Below are 17,248 nucleotides of genomic sequence, written 5' to 3'. Positions count from 1 at the left end.
GCGCAAAGTTAACAATGGAGAGGTGTTATGAATATCGTCGTGCTTGGGCCGGGCGCGGTTGGGTTGCTTTGGGCGACAAAGCTGCATGCTTCTGGACACCGCGTTTCATTATGGGGCAGACAACCTCAATCTTCACTTTCCATTGCTTTAGATAAACAGGCGTCTATTACCCTACCCTGCAATGATCACGCCGCGCTCTGCCATGCCGATCTCTTACTGATTACCGTTAAGGCTTGGCAAGTTGAGCAAGCGCTCACTCCGTTGCTGAATACACTCAATCGTGACACCATTTTACTATTTATACACAACGGCATGGGCGCGCTTGATTCAATACAGGATCAACTGAATGACTTTCCTATTGTGCTTTCAACTACCACGCACGGTGCACTCAAGCCGTCAATGAATCAAGTGTTGCATACTGGCAAAGGCGTAACTCAATTAGGGGCTTACAATGCCGAAGGCAAGCAGTGTCAGTTTCTAGTGGATGTACTTCAGCATGCATTGCCAAACGTAATGTGGAATAACACGATTGAAGAAGCACTATGGCATAAGCTTGCGATTAACTGCGCGATTAACCCGCTCACCGCGTTAGAGCAATGTCGCAATGGTGATTTAGCCGATGAACGCTTCCAACGGCCGCTGGAAAATATTGTTGCAGAAGTCGCCGATGTCATGAGCGCTGAAGGCTTTGCGATCACTCAATCATCACTGCTTGCTAAGGTTAAGCAGGTGATTCAAGCCACAGCAGAGAATTATTCATCAATGCATCAAGATATTTTTTATCAACGCAAGACTGAGATAGACTTTATTACGGGCTATTTACTGAAGAAAGCAGAGCAACATCAGCTCGCAACACCAGAAAATAGTAAGCTATATCACGCCATTCAACAGATAGAACACAGCTGGAAAAGCCAATGAGTAAACGAATTTTAGTCCCGATAGCAACGGGCTGCGAAGAGATGGAAGCGATCACCGTGATTGATATGATGGTCAGAGCTGGCTATCAAGTCGTGGTTGCCAGTGCTAATCTCGACGGGCAATTGATGATGAAAGCCTCACGCGGAGTCACACTAACCGCAGACTGTAAACTGCTGGATGTGATCGATGAAGAGTTTGACGTGATTGCGCTGCCCGGTGGCGTTGGAGGCGCTGAGATCTTTCGTGACAATCCAATGCTAATCGAAATGCTCAAGCAACAGCATAACCATGGTCGATGGTTGGCGGCTATTTGTGCCACGCCAGCCTTAGTTTTGCAACATCATCAGCTTTTCCCGCAAGCGATCATGACAGGGCACCCAGCTTTTCGAGAGCATATCCCCACTGATTTATGGCGAGATCAACGCGTAACCATCGATACACACCACCAATTAATCACCAGCCAAGGGCCGGGAACAGCACTTGAGTTCGCGATGGAGATCATCATATCACTCTCAGGTAAAGCACACGCATGGTCAGTTGCACAACCAATGGTGACACTGGCAGCATTGAATTATCACGAGTTAGGTGAGCAATAATGTTTGACGTGCAGACCATTCGCGACCAATTCCCCGCGCTCAATCAAGCCGTGGATGGCGAAACTCTGATTTATCTAGACAGCGCCGCTACCACGCAAAAGCCGCAAGTGGTGATAGATGCCATTAGCCATTACTACAGTACGCAAAATGCCAATGTACATCGTGGTAGCCATCGCTTAACAGCAAAAGCGACCAGCGATTTTGAAGCGGCGCGTGACACTATGGCTCAATTTATTGGCGCATCATCTCGTAAAGAGATTATTTGGACTCGCGGAGCGACCGAAGCGATCAACCTGATCGCGCAGACTTACGCACGTAATACATTGCAAGCCGGTGATGAGATTCTGGTCAGTGAAATGGAACACCACGCCAATATAGTGCCTTGGCAAATCGTCGCGGCTCAAACCGGAGCAAACGTCGTCAAAATCCCCATCACGCCAGAGTGCCACTTTGATCTTGAGGCTTTTCAAGCACGACTATCGAGTAAAACCAAAATTGTCGCCTTAGCCCATACCACCAACGTGACGGGCACGCGCCAACCGATTGAAACCGTGATTAAACTGGCGCACCAAGTCGGCGCTGTGGTCGTGATTGATGGCGCGCAAGGAATTGTGCATGAAACTGTCAACGTGCGCGAACTCGACGCCGACTTTTATCTCTTTTCTGGGCACAAGCTTTACGCTCCCGCTGGCATTGGCGTTCTGTACGGAAAATTAGCGCTGCTTGAAACAATGCCTCCATGGCATGGCGGCGGCAAGATGGTAGAAAAAGTGTCGTTTGAAGGCACAACATTTGCCGAAATGCCGGGGAAATTTGAAGCAGGCACACCGAATGTCGCAGGAGCGATAGCCCTTGCCAAAGCAATCGAATGGTTACAAAACTGCAATCGGACGACCGTAGAAACTCACCTGCATAGATTGCAAGCACGTACTTATCAAGCCCTGCAACAGCTCGATGATATTCGCATAATCGGCTATCAACCGAATGCCAGTATTCTCAGTTTTGTGATGGATGGCGTTCATCATCAAGACATAGCCACCTTACTCGATCAGCAAGGTATCGCGGTTCGCTCTGGCCATCACTGCGCTCACCCATTAATGGATGCGCTCGGATTAACTGGCACCGTGAGAATTTCGTTTGGTATTTACAATACCGAACAAGAGGTTGAACAGTTGATCGCCGCCATCACTAAAGCAGTTGATATGCTGTAATAATTCCCCCTTTCATAAAAAGGGGGAGATGCTCAGCTTGGATCGATATTTTTTATCTTATCGACAATGGCTTTAAGGCCATTACCACGTGAAGGACTTAAATGGGCAATCAAGCCTATTTTTTCAAAATAAGCATCCACATCAAACGCTTGAATTTGTGCGTAGGTCTTGCCGTTGTACGCAGCAAGGACTAAAGCAATTAAACCACGCACAATCCGCGCATCCGAATCGGCACAGAAAGACCATATTCCTTGGTGCTCCAGCCCCACTAACCATACTTGACTCTCGCAGCCTGCAACACTGACTTGCTGCGATTTCAAAGCATCAGGCATTGTGGGCAATAACTTCCCCCACTGGATCACTTGTCGATAGCGATCTTCCCAGCCAGTAAAATTTTGCATGGTCGCCACAATCTCATCAGCGCTAATCTCACGACCAAAGGGGGAGGCAGGAAAAGGAGTCATTAACGTTACACCTTATGTTTCTGAATTAACTTTTCAACAATGCGCGCTACGGCAACAAAACCAAAGGTTGCGGTAACAACCGTCGCAGCGCCAAATCCGCTGGCGCAATCCATCCGCTTTGGCCCTTCTGCGGTTGATTTCACCGCGCACACACTGCCATCGGCTTGCGGATATTTGAGCTGCTCTGTCGAGAACACGCAATCAATACCAAACTTACGCGCAGGGTTTACAGGGAAATTATGGCGATGACGAAGCGTATCTTTGAGTTTTTTTGCCAATGGGTCTTGAATCGTTTTGGTTAAATCCGCGACCTTGATTTGAGTTGGGTCAACTTGACCACCCGCACCACCGACGGTAATCACTTTAATTTTATTGCTACGGCAATAAGCCAGTAGTGAAGCTTTCGCTTTCAAACTGTCTATCGCATCAAGCACGTAATCGAACGTTTGACTCAAATAGCGGTGCTGGTTATCTGGCGTGATAAAGTCATCAATTAAGTGCACCACACACTCAGGGTTGATGAGCTTGACCCGCTCGGCCATCACTTCAATCTTACTTTGCCCAACCGTACCGCTCATCGCATGGATTTGACGGTTGATGTTGGTGACGCACACATCGTCCATATCAATCAGCGTTAACTCGCCAATGCCGGTGCGCGCCAATGCTTCGACTGCCCACGAGCCAACGCCACCGATACCAATCACACACACATGCGCAGCACGCAGTATTTCAACCTCACGATTTCCATAAAGGCGACGAGTGCCTCCGAAGCGTTGGTTGTAGCTATCTGAAGCGGGGGTATCGAGTTCACGCATAATTAAAAGTCCGATTGAAAGCGATAGAAAAATAAAGAGTGCGATTTATACGCACTCTTTATTTAAAAGTCTAGGTCGAAACCTGTGTCACTATTGTAGCTTTTCAGGCGGCAATGCCCAAGGCGCTTGTGTGGCTGAGTTTTCTAACCCCAGCTTCCAAACGCGACCAAAATGTTTGTAATGCCCAGCTTCCGTTCCGGCGCGCTCGCCCATGCCATGGTACAGATCGAGGTGGTTATCTTTTACCGCGCCGCCCGTATCTAGCACAATCAACATTCGCAACTGATGAGCGCCACTCCATGTGCCATCGGCATTAAGCAGCGGCACTTCTGCTAAAATAGGTGTGCCCATTGGAAAGATGGAACGATCTCCGGCCACCGAGGCCATCGGCAGGAGTGGAATACCGGCAGAGCCAGTGACAGGAGCTGCCGCTTTGGGCGCAAAAAAGACATAGGAAGGATTTTGCTCTAGCAGCTCTCTTACCGTCGGTTCATCATTGGCTAGCACCCATTCCTTGATCGCTTTGAGTGACATTTTCTCTCGTATCACTTCACCTCGTTCAATCAAGACTTTGCCAATACTGATGTAGGCTTTGTTATTCTTACCCGCGTAAGCGAAGTACTCAAGCGTATCGTCATCTTCAAAATGCACAAAACCACTGCCTTGCACCTCCATAATGAAAGGGTCAATCAGGTTCGCCGCATAACCTAACTCAAGCCCTTTTTCAGCTAACGCACCATCATAAATTTGCGCACGCGTTGGGCAATCGGCCGAACATTCAGGCAAACCAAATACGGGATATTTGAATATTTCATCCGGTTGATGGCGAAGCTCCATTACCGGAGAAAAATAGCCAGTGAAAAGCACATTACCTTTTTTATCGCCACCACCAAGCTGCGCCGCTTGTATTCCAAAATTCGCCAAATCTTGTGGATCACCACTTTGCAAAATCCATTCACTGATCTGTTGATACAAAGGTTGATAAATCGCTGCCATCGACGCCGAGCGAGTCACCACTTGTTCGCTCTGTTTGGAAAATTGCGTAAAGTCACGTGGCGTATTGGACTGCACCGTGTCTACTTTGTTGAGCGCTTTAGAGAAATCACCATCCAAATATTGCTGAGCACGGTCGGTCGGTTGCGCACAACCAAACAGCAGCAGTACTGCCGCAAGAGGAAAAATTTGCTTAATCACAGAAGTTATCCGTTATTTGAGTTGCTAAAAGCATGACAAACTCGCGCCTAAACCGCAATCAGCGAATTGTTAACGGAGGTTTTTTTGGTATTTTCCTGACAATCGGAAGGTTGGATTGTAGTGCGACGACGACATTTGTGTCATTTCGGTATTGTTATCATCACGCATTTTGTAACGATAGCTCGTATCACCAATCTGGTATTCTAAAAAATGACCATCAAACTCAAATGAAGTGGTGAGTACTCGGCCACTACTGATCACGCCTGCTTTCCCCAATTCAATTCGTTTGGCTGAATAAGGGGCAACATACTGCTCAACCCAAACCCCATACACCTCATCTTTTGGCGAAAAATAGTTTTCCAACCGAGTAAAGAGATCACCGTATAGCGACGCTACGGAAAACAAGCCAATCATCACAACCAGCATCAAGCCTCGTTCAATGTACTTACGTCTTCGCAAGTTTGTGAACTGAGGCGTAGCCGTAAGGCCTACGTTTTTTGTCATTTTCATGCGACTCAACTCGTTGGTTTTGGCCATATTTCGCCTTTATTGGCAAGCAGTCTAACGTGTCCTAAATCAGAGATAAAATCGGCGATTGAATAATTGCACCAAACTCAAAAAACCACTTGCCGACACGTGAATAAAAAGTCACTATTTAAACATATTTAAACAATAAGGTGCTCTCAGAGTGAAAATTCGCAGTACAGCTCTCGTTAAAGGATTTAGACAATCTGCTCCCTATGTTAACGCTCACCGTGGTAAAACCATGGTGATCATGCTCGGCGGTGAAGCGATTGCCGATAAAAATTTCGCTAATATCATCAGCGATCTCGCACTGCTGCATAGCCTTGGTGTCAAAATTGTGTTGGTGCACGGTGCTCGCCCACAAATCAATCAAATTCTGGCGACACATCATTGCTCCACTCCTTATCACAAAGGCATTCGGGTCACTGATGAGGAAGCGCTCAGCTTAGTCATGCAAGCCGCGGGGCAGCTCCAACTCGCTATCACAGCACGCCTTTCAATGAGCTTAAATAACACGCCAATGGCAGGAACTCAGCTCAATATCGTTAGTGGTAATTTTGTTATCTCTCAACCATTAGGTATAGATGATGGTGTCGATTATTGCCACAGTGGCCGCATTCGCCGTATTGATATTGAAGGCATCAACCGTATGCTTGACCAAGGTTCGATCGTGCTACTGGGGCCTATTGCGAGTTCCGTCACTGGCGAATGTTTTAATTTGCTCTCTGAAGAAGTAGCCACACAAGTCGCAATACGCCTAAAAGCAGATAAGCTGATCGGTTTTTGCTCAGAGCAAGGCATTATCGATGAGCAAGGCAACGCAATTGCTGAACTGTTCCCATCTGATGTTGAACGGATAATGCAGCGTATTGAAGCAGATACCGACCAAGTTCAGGATAATAGCTCAGGTACCTCACGCTTTCTGCGAGCCGCCGTTTCAGCGTGCCGCGCAGGTGTGCCACGTAGTCACTTAGTCAGTTACAAACAAGATGGTGCTTTGATCCAAGAGTTGTTCTCTTTTGACGGGATCGGTACTCAGATTGTCATGGCAAGTGCCGAACAAGTCCGTCAGGCACAGATCGATGATATCGGCGGAATTTTCGATTTAATCCGCCCGTTAGAAGAACAAGGAATATTAGTACGGCGTTCACGTGAGCAGTTAGAGCAAGAGATCCACAAATTCACGATTATTGATAAAGATGGCTTATTGATTGGTTGCGCCGCGCTTTACCCTTACCCAGAAGAGGGCATGGCAGAAATGGCGTGTGTCGCTATTCACCAGGAGTATCGGGACGGCAACCGCGGTTTATTGTTACTCAATCACATGAAGCAACAAGCAAAATCGATGCGTTTAGATCGCCTCTTTGTTTTGACAACGCACAGTTTACATTGGTTTAGAGAGCAAGGTTTTTATGAAGTCGGTGTGGAATCGTTACCGATAACTAAACAGAGTTTGTACAACTATCAACGCCGTTCAAAAATTTTAGTCCTGACGCTCTAACGTCAGGATATTGTATTTATTCGTTAAGTTATGGTGAATAGTTTATCTTTGATCAAGTGCAAACGTTTTCATTATTTTGTATACAAAATAAGCGCTTTATTTAACTTAATATTATGTGTAGAATCCGCCGACATCATTAATGATGTACATTTAATGAACAACGCAGGAACTTGGCTTTATACCGATTGGTCAGATACCAGTAGGTCGGCTTGCACGGATTGCTTTTACTACGACACGTACTTAAGAGCAAAAATTCTATGAAAACTGTTATTTGTAACTCACTTCAAAGCTTTTGGGATATGGCTGATAACCAATTCCTTGAAGGCCAACATGTGCATTGCGTATTTCCCGTTAACGACAAGCTACGAGTCTTTATACTCAGCTCGCAAGATCGTTATAAAATCAGAAACATCTCTTTTACTCATGCTTTCGCATAGCAGCACACTAAATCAGTAATTGAGCTTACCCCAAACAACGTAATGAATTGAACATACCATGTAAACTTCAAACTGTGTGGGGACAGCTCAAACTCGTTTATTCCAGTTGCTGATTTACGCTAGTCTCTTGTCTAATCTCGTAACTAAGCCGCTGGCTCGCTGCGTTTTTATCTTGAGCCCTCGTTTCATCGTTCTCATGTCAGCAAAAAGCATCAACTGCTTCTTGGCGCGCGTAATACCAGTATAGATAAGCTCTCTGGTCAATATCGGACTAAAATCAGGCGGTAAAATCATCAGTGTTAGATCAAACTCACTGCCTTGTGATTTATGGATGGTCATCGCATAGGCTGTTTCGTGCTCTGGTACGCGGCTTGGTAAAATAGCTTTCACGCTACCATCTGGCAGCTCAAAATACACCTTCAAACGCGGTTCTTGCTCGCTCGTATCAAGCATGCATATGCCGATATCACCATTATACAAACCCAGCCCATGATCATTACGCGCCACCATCACGGGTCGGCCGTGATACCAAATCTCATCTTGAGTCTTGATCAACTTACGTGCGACCAGCGCACGTTCAATACGTTGATTCAAACCACTTACCCCAAAATCCCCTTCACGAATAGCACAAAGCAAACGGCATTGATTAAAGCAATCCAATACGGCTTTGGCTTTTTGGGCTTGAGTTTCCAAAGCGTCAGCACCAGAACTCTCGATGCGCGTGAGATAACGACCATACTCCTTGACTAAGGTTTTCAGCATTAGGTTATAGCTTTCACTGCTGAGTGAGTGGTGCGTAATATCAGCATAATTACGTTTTAACACCTCATCCACCATAGCCACTTGCCCAGCATTGATCGCTTTTGCTAATTGACCAATGCCTGATCGGACATCAAAGCGGTAGCTTTTTTTCAGCATGCATAAGCTGTCTGAAATCGGGGTTGCGTTAGGGTGTGAATGAGCAATCAGTGTTTGATAGCCTGTTAACTTAGCTAGGTACTCGCTGTGCGTTCGGCTGTAGCCTAAGGTCAAAAATGAACAAATGTCCCCCAGCACAGCGCCCGCTTCGACTGACGCAAGTTGGTCTTTATCACCCAGTAAAATCAAGCGCGCGTGTTTGGGTAATGCCTCGATTAACTTGACCATCATCGGTAAATCGACCATCGATGCTTCATCAACCACCAATATATCCAAATGCAGCGGGTTACGCTGATGGTGACGAAACTCAACACTGTTAGGTATGACGCCCAATAAACGGTGAAGAGTGCTCGACTCGGTGGGAATCGCCGCTTTCAACGCCGGCTCAACCGCCAGTTCAGCCACCGCTTTACCGATCGATTCCGTTAAACGTGCCGCAGCTTTACCCGTTGGTGCGACCAATTTAATGGTGGGCGTCTCACCTTGCTGTTGGGCTTGGGTAATCAAAGCGGCTAGTAATTTGGTAACCGTGGTGGTTTTACCGGTTCCCGGCCCGCCAGAAATCACGGCAAAGCGGCGTGTCAGTGCCACTGCCGCTGCGACTTTTTGCCAGTTGATGCAAACGCTTTGCGGGATCATCATTTCTAATGCTTCGAGTTCTTTCGCCGTACGTGCTTGGCTAATGACTTGATCAATCTCATTCCAATCAAGTTCATCGGCGTTGACCACATCCAGAAAATCACACACTTGTTGCTGGCGTGCTGATGCATTGGCTGTCTCTGGCAATTGACGAAGCGCATGGAGCAGAAAGTGGTATTGACGCGCAAACAGTGTATCGAGCAGCAATTTTAGCTTTTGGACATCAGTAGGCTTTAGGCTCATGGGTGCCCCAAAGCTGATTAAACGCTGTGCTAAGGTAACTTCATAATGCCAGTAACGGTGTAGATATAAACGTTGCCCATCAAACATTAAAGGCACCGCTTCCCCTTGTTGTCCGACTAAGTCTGAACGGTTGAGTAGCCAAGGCCAATCAATCGCCAATAGGTGCTGATTGACCGCCAATGCTGCCTCACCAAACAAGCCTAACTTAGCCGCGAGATCAACACCCTGCGCCGTTGAAGCATCCACTAAAGGTAAGCAGATATGTCCCTTGGCCAATTCAGCACTGACCACCGCGGCAATAAATCCGAGCGCTTGGCTATGTTCAGCGCCAAGTTGCTGCTGGCTTTTTTGTTCGATAAAACGCGCGAATTGGTAATCTAACTGACGCATAGCGCCTTTTTCCGCTAACTGCTTAAGCGTTGTCATTAGCGTACTGCTCATAAATCTAACTCCATTTGCCCTGCATCGGTCGCGCGAGTATCTACGGTTTCTCCATCAATCAATCTGTCCATCTCATCAAGCAGTTCAAAACTCGGTTTGGTTGAGAAAATCCCATGCTCAGACTCGCCATCCATGCCGCGCAAAAAGAGATAATAGACTCCGCCAAAATGGCGATGGTAGTCATAGTTTGCTAGACGGCTGCGTAAGAATCGATGCAGCGCCAATGCGTAGAGTTGATATTGTAAATCATAGCGATGCTCTGCCATCGCCGCTTTCAAACGCTCGCCATGATAGGCGCTCACATCATCCCCCAAATGATTCGACTTCCAGTCCAGCACGTAATACTTTCCTTGATGCTCAAACAGCAAATCAATAAAGCCCTTCAGCATGCCCTGCACAGTGTAAAAACCAAGATCTCCGGCTTTGGCCGACAGTGGATCATGGCGTTGAATGACACGGTTCAATGCAGGAGCGCTCAGTACTTCTATCGGTAATAGAAATTCCATTTCAACCAAGCGCTGAGTGGCGTTTTTTTGGTTCAAACGCAACGTTTTACCATCTAAAGGTGTCTGTAACACGGTATCGACCAGCGTTTGTAATACTGGTAACCATTCAATATCGATTTGTTCTCGCACCAGTAAATCCAGTATCACTTTTTGGTTAGCATCGCTGCTAGCAGGCTCAGTAAACTCTACCTCTTCAAAGAGAGAATGCAAAAAAGTACCGGGCGTTGCACCGCGTGGAAAAGTAAAAATGGAACGTTCTGGCTCAACCAGTAAAGCTTCAGCTTGCTCATCAGCAGAGTCGATATCAAAGCCTGAGACTTCTAAACTCGCGTCGTGGCTAGCGTGTTTCACACCTTGTTTTACCAACCCAGAATAGCTGGTCATTCGCCAAAAACGGTCAATCTGCGCTTGCAGTGTTTTGGCACTCAATACCGGCGTCTCGACGCTCAACGCTTTAAACGGCTCTGGTTGCTCGGCTGGTGGCTCAGAAACACGAATGTATTGATTAGATTGAGCGTGCAACGCAGCGTTAAGATCGGCAATGCCTGCGGCTTGACCATTTTGCAGCAGATAGCCAATGGCACTTAAATGCACACCGGTTGGCTCTTTGGTTGAGCGGCCATTACGCAGCGGCGCAATGCCGATAAAACAGCCATACACAGCACGAGTCAGCGCTACATAAATCAAGCGCAGATCTTCCGCAAGCCGCTCTTTATCTGCTTGCTTGAGAGAAGCTTCACTGGCGGTAATATCCAGCACCGTTTCCTCATTCACGGCATCATGATATTTGCCTTCACTTGCCTCACGATAGCTGACCACAAACGGCAGAAATACTAAGTCGTATTCCAAACCTTTCGATTTGTGAATGGTGACGATCTGCACCAAGTTGCGTTCGGATTCCAAACGTTGAATTTGATCATCACGGCCCCCTAGGCCATGCTCGGCGTCACTGATAGCTTGTGCCAGCCAACGCAGCAAACCGTGATCGCTATCAATCTCTTGTCGCGCTTGCTGTAGTAGCTCACCGATGTGCATAAAATCGGTCAGTGAGCGCTCACCTTGCGGCTCTTCCAGCCAACGTTCAGCGACGTGACGTTTACTCATCACACTGCGCAACATAGGAAGCACGCCGCGCTCAAGCCACAATTGGCGATACTGTTTAAATTCGTTAACCGCGTTTTCCCATACCGATTCGTCGTTGTTTAAATCATCCAAGCTGGCAGCATCTAACGCGAAAAGTGGTGAGGCCAAACAGGCCCGCAAGGCGCGATCATGTTCAGGAGTCAGTACTGCTTGCAATAGACGCTGTACATCTTGTGCTACCTCACTGCCAAAAACACTATCGCGGTTCGAGAGATAAACACTGGCAATGCCTTGCGTAGCGAGCGCCTCTTTCACCATACGACCTTCATTACCCGTCCGCACTAAGACTGCGATGTCACCGGCTTGCACACTCTTTTGCCCTTTAGCCGTATCAAAGTACGCTTGTTGATGCTGCGCGGCGCTCAAAATGGTCTGAATTTGGCTGGCGCACGCTTTGGCCATGCATTGCAGGTATTCGCCTTTTGGCAACGGGCTGTCTTGCGCTTCTTGCAGCCAATAGGTGAGCGCTGGTTGCACGGTTCCGTTAAGCCACCATTGACGCTGCTGCGCATTTGGGCTGGCTTCAACGGGTAAAAAGGGAATATCTTGGTCGTAGATAAAAGCACTGTCAGGCGTACTAAAAATCTGATTGACGGCATTGACCATATTCGCGCTAGAACGCCAGTTGGTCCCCAAGGTGTAGTGTGCGCTCACCTGTTTACGCGCTTTGATGTAGGTAAAAATGTCTGCACCACGAAACGCGTAAATCGCTTGTTTTGGGTCGCCAATCATAAACAAACCGCATTCAGCCTTAGGCAGATAAATGCGGCTAAAAATGCTGTATTGCAGCGGATCGGTATCTTGGAATTCATCGATCATCGCAACGGGGTAAAGGCTGCGAATCCGCTCAGTCAGTATGCCCAGCTCATCATTATCTATCGCGGCAGAAAGCTGAGTGAGCAAATCATCAAACGATAACCACTGCTTTTGTGCTTTCGCTTTGGCAAGCATGGCTCGGCAATGAGTAATAGCGTGCGCCAGAAGCGGCGCTTCTAAGCTGATGGGTTGTTGCAAAAAGAGCTCAATGGTCGTGAACAGCGCATGTTGCGGGGGTTGACCTTTTTTCGACTTAGCCTCCAACGCGCTTTGTGCAAACTCTTGTAATTCGCTCGGTAGGTTCAATTCATGCTGCGGGTTGCTCGCCCACAACGCTAACCCTTCTAGCCGTTTCAGTAACGCTTTCTTGGTTGCTGCATGCAAATCTGAAGCTTCAATGCACGGCGGTAAATCATCGCATGAATCAAGCCACTGCTTTTTTAACGACTCTATGCGTGACAGGCACGATTGATAAAGCGCGCTTAAATCGCCACTCATCGCTTCAACAGAGAGCGTTAGCGCCGAGCCAGTTAAATAGCCACTGATTTTTTCAAGCAGCGCCGCTGGTGATGACCATAAACGGCGCATTTCCGCAGCAAGCTGAATCGACAACGGATAGAACTGACGACGCCAATAATCCGCGACCACTTGCGCTTTTAGATGGCTTTCATCGGTCACAAATTCGTTATTAAAACGGCTTCCCGATTCAAACGCATTTTGGGTGAGCATACGCTGGCAAAAGCCGTGAATGGTATAGACTGCTGCTTCATCCATCTGCCGTTCCGCTTGCAGTAATATTTGCGCCGCTTGCTTGTGATGACGGGTTTGCTCAAGTAGCGGTTTGATAACAGGGTCATCACTGAAACCGCGCGAAAAAGCGATACGCGCCTCATGAATGCGCCGCCGAATGCGGTCGCGAAGCTCAGCTGTGGCAGCTTCCGTAAAGGTCACCACTAGAATTTGATCGACCGTCAGTGGCGCTTGATGACGTGACTTTGCATCACCATGCCCAAGTAACAGGCGCAAATACAAACCTGCAATGGTGAAGGTTTTACCCGTGCCCGCCGACGCTTCGATAAGCCTTGCACCGTGCAGCGGGAACGTAAGGGTATTTAATGGTGTTGTGACCGTAGCCGGGGTCATACTCATAAACAGTTAGCCTTTGAATACGCAAGCGAATGTGATCGCGCTTGAATAATGGTATGAATAATCAAAATAAGTTTATAAATTAAGACGTTGTGAGATCTTTCTCACGGTTCGCCAAACGGGCAGCCTTTACTATCCGCGCCACGTGTTTCGTCAATCTCACGATGATGCGAACCAACCAAATCATGGTCCCTCTGACCTGTGGCCGTACAGAAAACGCCCTACACAATAATGATTGACTGGCGGCCACTCTACTTTCCAAGCAGTTATCCATCGCTAAACATCCTGCGCCACTTGAACCCACAATCGTGGCCCTTGCATCACCAATGTGGCCAATAAACGCACCTGCTCAGCTAAGGCTTCATTCCACTGTGGCCAGATCCGCGCGATGTAAACATTGCTTCCTTCACCGTGGCTCATGTAACTTTCATTAAAGGTATCGGCCATTTTCTTGAGCGATTTGTCGCGATCATCAACCCATTGACCACGGCTGAAGCCAGCTTCCACACAGGCTAACGCGGTTTTTGGAAAGTAAGCGAGCGGCGCTGTCATGCCTTGATAAAACAAATCCACCAGTTCTGCGAGCAACGCTTTGGCTTGTTCAGTATCTGGCATGGGCGGATAAATAAAATGCTGCACACCTTCTTTACGATCGTAGCCCATCAAATGAGTAGGTTGACTTTCGCCCATCGCCGCTAGTGAGAGGTGATCAATCCACGCGGCTAAATAATCCTGCGCGCGAATCGAACCACTGCGGTAGCGCACTAAACCGGATTGATAGCGCTTAGTCAGCCACCCCGTCAGTTGTACGTTTTTGCCTTCACCAAACAATTCAAATTTTAGATCGATCTCTTGGTCATCAAGTGGCGAATGGCATAAGAAAGCGATTCTTTGCGCCAATTCTTGTGCTTGCACGCGATTAGTTTCAAATTCCAAGGATCCAAAAGCACCAATCGGTAACTTTCCTTGCGCGCGCTGCTGGTCAATGAATCTCTCAAGGGCATACGGTGAATTGGGTTGCTCAAGCAGCAACTCTAGTAGTTCATCGCGTAACTGGTAGCTCTCCAAGCCATTTAAGGCAAAGGGTTCATCATCTTCCATTACCGGTAGCGGAGGCTCGAACGTCACTTTAAGGCGACGGTTAAAGAAATATTGCACAGGCAAACGCCAAAACCGTTGCAGCTCAACCAGATCTAAACTGACAGGAAAGCTCGCCCCTTGTAAATAATCGCTCAGGGCGAGATTAAACTCGCCACTGGCTCGCCCTTGCCGACTGGCGGCAGGTAGCCACTCTTTGGCATAGCTACCAGCTTTACTCAAAAAAGCATTAGGGCTAAAAGGCACCATGGCGTGAGTGGTCGTTAAAGCACAGGCTAAATTTTTGGCCGATTGATCGCTGCCAAGCGCTTCATCCCCGACCAAACAGTAATTTTGTTGGCAATACTCTAAAAGCTCAGAGACCAACACCGAAGGAACGCGTTCGGTATTATCTTGAATTGAGCGTCCGACGTAGCTGATGTACAAGGTTTGCTGCGCCGAGAGCATCGCTTCTAAGAACAAATAGCGGTCATCGTCACGCCGCGAGCGATCGCCAGCGCGGGTGCGACCGTTCATCAAATCAAACCCTTCGGCTGGCATAGTGCGCGGGTAAACGCCATCGTTCATTCCTAGTAAACAAACGGTTTTAAAAGGGATGGAACGCATTGGCATTAAAGTACAGAAATTGACTTGTCCCGCCAGAAAACGCTGACTGATGCGCGTACCTGACAATTTGTTTTGCAAATATTGAGTAATAATACTTGGCGCAAGTGCTTGCTCATAACCGGCCTCGGCCAGTTGATCTTTTAACTGAGACAAGGTGTCGCGAATCGACTTGAGTGCGAGCTCTCCTTCCAGCTCAACCTTGAAAAAAGCGCCAAGCATCTCACCGAGCAAACGACGCCACTCGTCCACGCTTTGGGTCTGCGCTAACTGCTCGCGGTAATGGCTCACTTGCTGAATAAAGTGCGCTAATTTACCCGCCAATTCAGCGTTCATGCCTTGCACTTCATTATAAGGAGCGAGCGTCACTTCGCCTTGCGTAAATAAACCTGCTGAGGCTGGCATGGCATAACCAAGTAACATGCGCTCAATCCCGAATTGCCAAGTATTTTGCTCGGTCTGCGGCAACTCAAATTGTTGCGCGGTGCTCGCATTAAGCCCCCAGCGAATGCCTGACTCTTCTACCCACAATTTAGCTTGCGCAAAGTCTTGCTCATTAAGCTCAAATTTTGCCATCATCGCAGGAGTTTCAAGCAGCTCTAATAACTCTGACGCTAGGCAGCGAGAATCGGGTAAATGCACTAATTGCATAAATGCCGCTAAGATCGGGCTCTCTTGATCTGCCGTACGGTCTGAAATGGAGTAAGGAATAAAGCGCTCACCCGGCGCGTTACCAAATACTGCCGCAATGGCTGGGCTGTAAGCATTGATGTCCGCCACCATCACAATAATATCGCGCGGTTTCAGTTCAGGGTCAGCATCAAACATTGCCAACAATTGATCGTGCAACACTTCCACTTCTCGCATCGGGCTATGGCAAGCATGAAGAGTGAGCGATGGATCATCCAAAGCAATCACTTGTTTGTGGTCGCTACTGTCCAGTTGACTATCATCTCGATGCTCTTGCAAATGTAAGATGTCGGCCTGCAACTGATGCAATAAGTTATCGCGTGGCAGATCAATAAAAAATTCGTGCTCTTCATTTTCCGTTTGGGAGAGTAAAAAAAGATTATCGCGCCCAAGTTTTCCCATCGAGGCCAATAACTCATTGCCAACCGCAGCTTCGGTATGCAATTCATCCACGAGGTTAGCTTCAATGTCGCCTTTAAGCGGCGAGCGTTGCCCTTCAAACTGAATCTCATCACCTTGTAAGGCGAACGTTTTACGTTGCTGGCTGTGCAGTCTGGCGAGCGTTTTTCTATCTCGAAGATCGCCCCAATAATGCTGACAAGGGTTGGTAAACATCAAGTGAACATCAATCTGCTCGCCCAACGCTTTGAGTGCATCCATATAACGAGGCGGCAATGACGAAATACCGAAAATAAACAAACGTTTGGGCAGTTTGGTTAAATCAACCGAGCCACGCGCAAGCTGATCAATAAAGCTTTGATAGAGATTGGCACGATGGTAGTGCGACTGGCCTTGATCTAGCGTGTATTGATATAAGGCTTGCCATAATATCGGCTGCCATGGGTGCTCATCACCAATCTCGCTCACATCATCGCCCGCCTCCCACTTGGCAATCCAATCGGGGCGGTAGACTAAATAACCATCAAAAATATCGGCAATCTTCTCGGCCAACTGATAGAGCTTGGAATGGTCATCATCCTGTTCAAGATAACGCTGCAAAGGGGCAAAGGGGTCGAGCGTGAGCAAAGTTGGCAACAGATGCATCAGTTTCCACGTCATCGCTTCTTTGTTAAAAGCGCTGCGCTTAGGTACATCAGGTAACACTTTAGTGAACATGTCCCAGATAAAGGTCGCCGGTAGAGGAAACTCAAGGTTCGCCGCCACACCGAGCTCTTTCGCTAAGGCCATTTTGAGCCATTGCGACATCCCCGGGCTTTGCACCAAGATCTGCTCTTTCTCAAAGGGGTTGGCTAACGGTGCACTTTTGATCAAATGCACGAGCAGGATCTTTAAGGTATCGACTTTATTGGAATGGTAGACAGTAAACAAAATGCACTCACGCTT

Annotated in this window: 12 protein-coding genes; 5 read left to right on the top strand and 7 right to left on the bottom strand. The window is 47.8% G+C overall.

What is annotated here, in order from left to right; genetic code table 11:
• Positions 1–27 precede the first annotated feature (27 nt).
• Genes panE through csdA form a run of 3 tightly spaced genes read left to right on the top strand, consistent with a single transcriptional unit; the run spans position 28 to position 2,725 of the window.
• A complete protein-coding gene (gene panE, locus PL85_RS07195) occupies positions 28–918 on the top strand; it encodes a 2-dehydropantoate 2-reductase (RefSeq protein WP_088721250.1) in 891 nt (296 codons plus the stop codon).
• Positions 915–1,514 (top strand): DJ-1 family glyoxalase III, encoded by a 600-nt coding sequence (locus PL85_RS07190; RefSeq protein WP_088721251.1) that lies wholly within the window; start codon positions 915–917, stop codon positions 1,512–1,514. Before panE ends, PL85_RS07190 begins: the two co-directional genes overlap by 4 nt.
• Entirely contained in the window at positions 1,514–2,725 is a 1,212-nt protein-coding gene (gene csdA / locus PL85_RS07185) for a cysteine desulfurase CsdA (RefSeq protein ID WP_115339246.1), read from the top strand. Before PL85_RS07190 ends, csdA begins: the two co-directional genes overlap by 1 nt.
• Before the next feature lie 32 nt (positions 2,726–2,757).
• Here the strand turns inward: csdA and csdE are convergent, their stop codons facing one another.
• The 4 genes from csdE to PL85_RS07165 all read right to left on the bottom strand — a co-directional run bounded on the left by csdE (position 2,758) and on the right by PL85_RS07165 (position 5,735).
• Positions 2,758–3,189 (bottom strand): cysteine desulfurase sulfur acceptor subunit CsdE, encoded by a 432-nt coding sequence (gene csdE, locus PL85_RS07180; RefSeq protein WP_115339247.1) that lies wholly within the window; start codon positions 3,187–3,189, stop codon positions 2,758–2,760.
• A 5-nt stretch (positions 3,190–3,194) separates the two neighbouring features.
• Positions 3,195–4,004 carry a tRNA cyclic N6-threonylcarbamoyladenosine(37) synthase TcdA gene (gene tcdA / locus PL85_RS07175; protein WP_017049732.1) on the bottom strand — a complete coding sequence of 270 codons (810 nt, stop codon included), beginning with the start codon at positions 4,002–4,004 and terminating at the stop codon, positions 3,195–3,197.
• Between the two features lie 90 nt (positions 4,005–4,094).
• Positions 4,095–5,198 carry a murein transglycosylase A gene (gene mltA / locus PL85_RS07170; protein WP_115339248.1) on the bottom strand — a complete coding sequence of 368 codons (1,104 nt, stop codon included), beginning with the start codon at positions 5,196–5,198 and terminating at the stop codon, positions 4,095–4,097.
• A 69-nt stretch (positions 5,199–5,267) separates the two neighbouring features.
• A complete protein-coding gene (locus PL85_RS07165; RefSeq protein WP_064625834.1) occupies positions 5,268–5,735 on the bottom strand; it encodes a DUF2850 domain-containing protein in 468 nt (155 codons plus the stop codon).
• Positions 5,736–5,886: 151 nt separating this feature from the next.
• On the opposite strand from PL85_RS07165, the gene argA reads away from it, so the two are divergent.
• Positions 5,887–7,224, top strand: a complete 1,338-nt coding sequence (gene argA / locus PL85_RS07160; RefSeq protein ID WP_026027647.1) for an amino-acid N-acetyltransferase — start codon at positions 5,887–5,889, stop codon at positions 7,222–7,224.
• Positions 7,225–7,481: 257 nt separating this feature from the next.
• On the top strand, positions 7,482–7,661 hold the full coding sequence (locus PL85_RS18825; protein WP_013856153.1) for a hypothetical protein: 180 nt from the start codon (positions 7,482–7,484) through the stop codon (positions 7,659–7,661).
• Positions 7,662–7,775: 114 nt separating this feature from the next.
• On the opposite strand, the gene recD is transcribed toward PL85_RS18825, so the two are convergent.
• From recD to recC, 3 genes are all read right to left on the bottom strand, one after another.
• On the bottom strand, positions 7,776–9,902 hold the full coding sequence (recD, locus tag PL85_RS07155; RefSeq protein WP_115339249.1) for an exodeoxyribonuclease V subunit alpha: 2,127 nt from the start codon (positions 9,900–9,902) through the stop codon (positions 7,776–7,778).
• A complete protein-coding gene (gene recB / locus PL85_RS07150; protein WP_115339250.1) occupies positions 9,899–13,516 on the bottom strand; it encodes an exodeoxyribonuclease V subunit beta in 3,618 nt (1,205 codons plus the stop codon). The genes recD and recB overlap by 4 nt, the downstream gene beginning before the upstream one ends.
• A gap of 273 nt (positions 13,517–13,789) precedes the next feature.
• A complete protein-coding gene (gene recC, locus PL85_RS07145) occupies positions 13,790–17,233 on the bottom strand; it encodes an exodeoxyribonuclease V subunit gamma (protein ID WP_115339251.1) in 3,444 nt (1,147 codons plus the stop codon).
• Between the last annotated feature and the right edge of the window lie 15 nt (positions 17,234–17,248).

This window comes from Vibrio anguillarum (assembly GCF_001989995.2).
Lineage (GTDB): Bacteria > Pseudomonadota > Gammaproteobacteria > Enterobacterales > Vibrionaceae > Vibrio > Vibrio anguillarum.
The sequence above is the reverse complement of the archived record's forward strand: the minus strand, read 5'-3'. Positions and strand labels throughout refer to the sequence as shown.

What these genes read in the sequence shown, in the direction of transcription:
- panE (WP_088721250.1), top strand. Translation starts at nt 28, where the DNA reads ATGAATATCGTCGTGCTTGGGCCGGGCGCGGTTGGGTTGCTTTGGGCG.
- PL85_RS07190 (WP_088721251.1), top strand. Translation starts at nt 915, where the DNA reads ATGAGTAAACGAATTTTAGTCCCGATAGCAACGGGCTGCGAAGAGATG.
- csdA (WP_115339246.1), top strand. Translation starts at nt 1,514, where the DNA reads ATGTTTGACGTGCAGACCATTCGCGACCAATTCCCCGCGCTCAATCAA.
- csdE (WP_115339247.1), bottom strand. Translation starts at nt 3,189, where the DNA reads ATGACTCCTTTTCCTGCCTCCCCCTTTGGTCGTGAGATTAGCGCTGAT.
- tcdA (WP_017049732.1), bottom strand. Translation starts at nt 4,004, where the DNA reads ATGCGTGAACTCGATACCCCCGCTTCAGATAGCTACAACCAACGCTTC.
- PL85_RS07165 (WP_064625834.1), bottom strand. Translation starts at nt 5,735, where the DNA reads ATGGCCAAAACCAACGAGTTGAGTCGCATGAAAATGACAAAAAACGTA.
- PL85_RS18825 (WP_013856153.1), top strand. Translation starts at nt 7,482, where the DNA reads ATGAAAACTGTTATTTGTAACTCACTTCAAAGCTTTTGGGATATGGCT.
- recD (WP_115339249.1), bottom strand. Translation starts at nt 9,902, where the DNA reads ATGAGCAGTACGCTAATGACAACGCTTAAGCAGTTAGCGGAAAAAGGC.
- recB (WP_115339250.1), bottom strand. Translation starts at nt 13,516, where the DNA reads ATGAGTATGACCCCGGCTACGGTCACAACACCATTAAATACCCTTACG.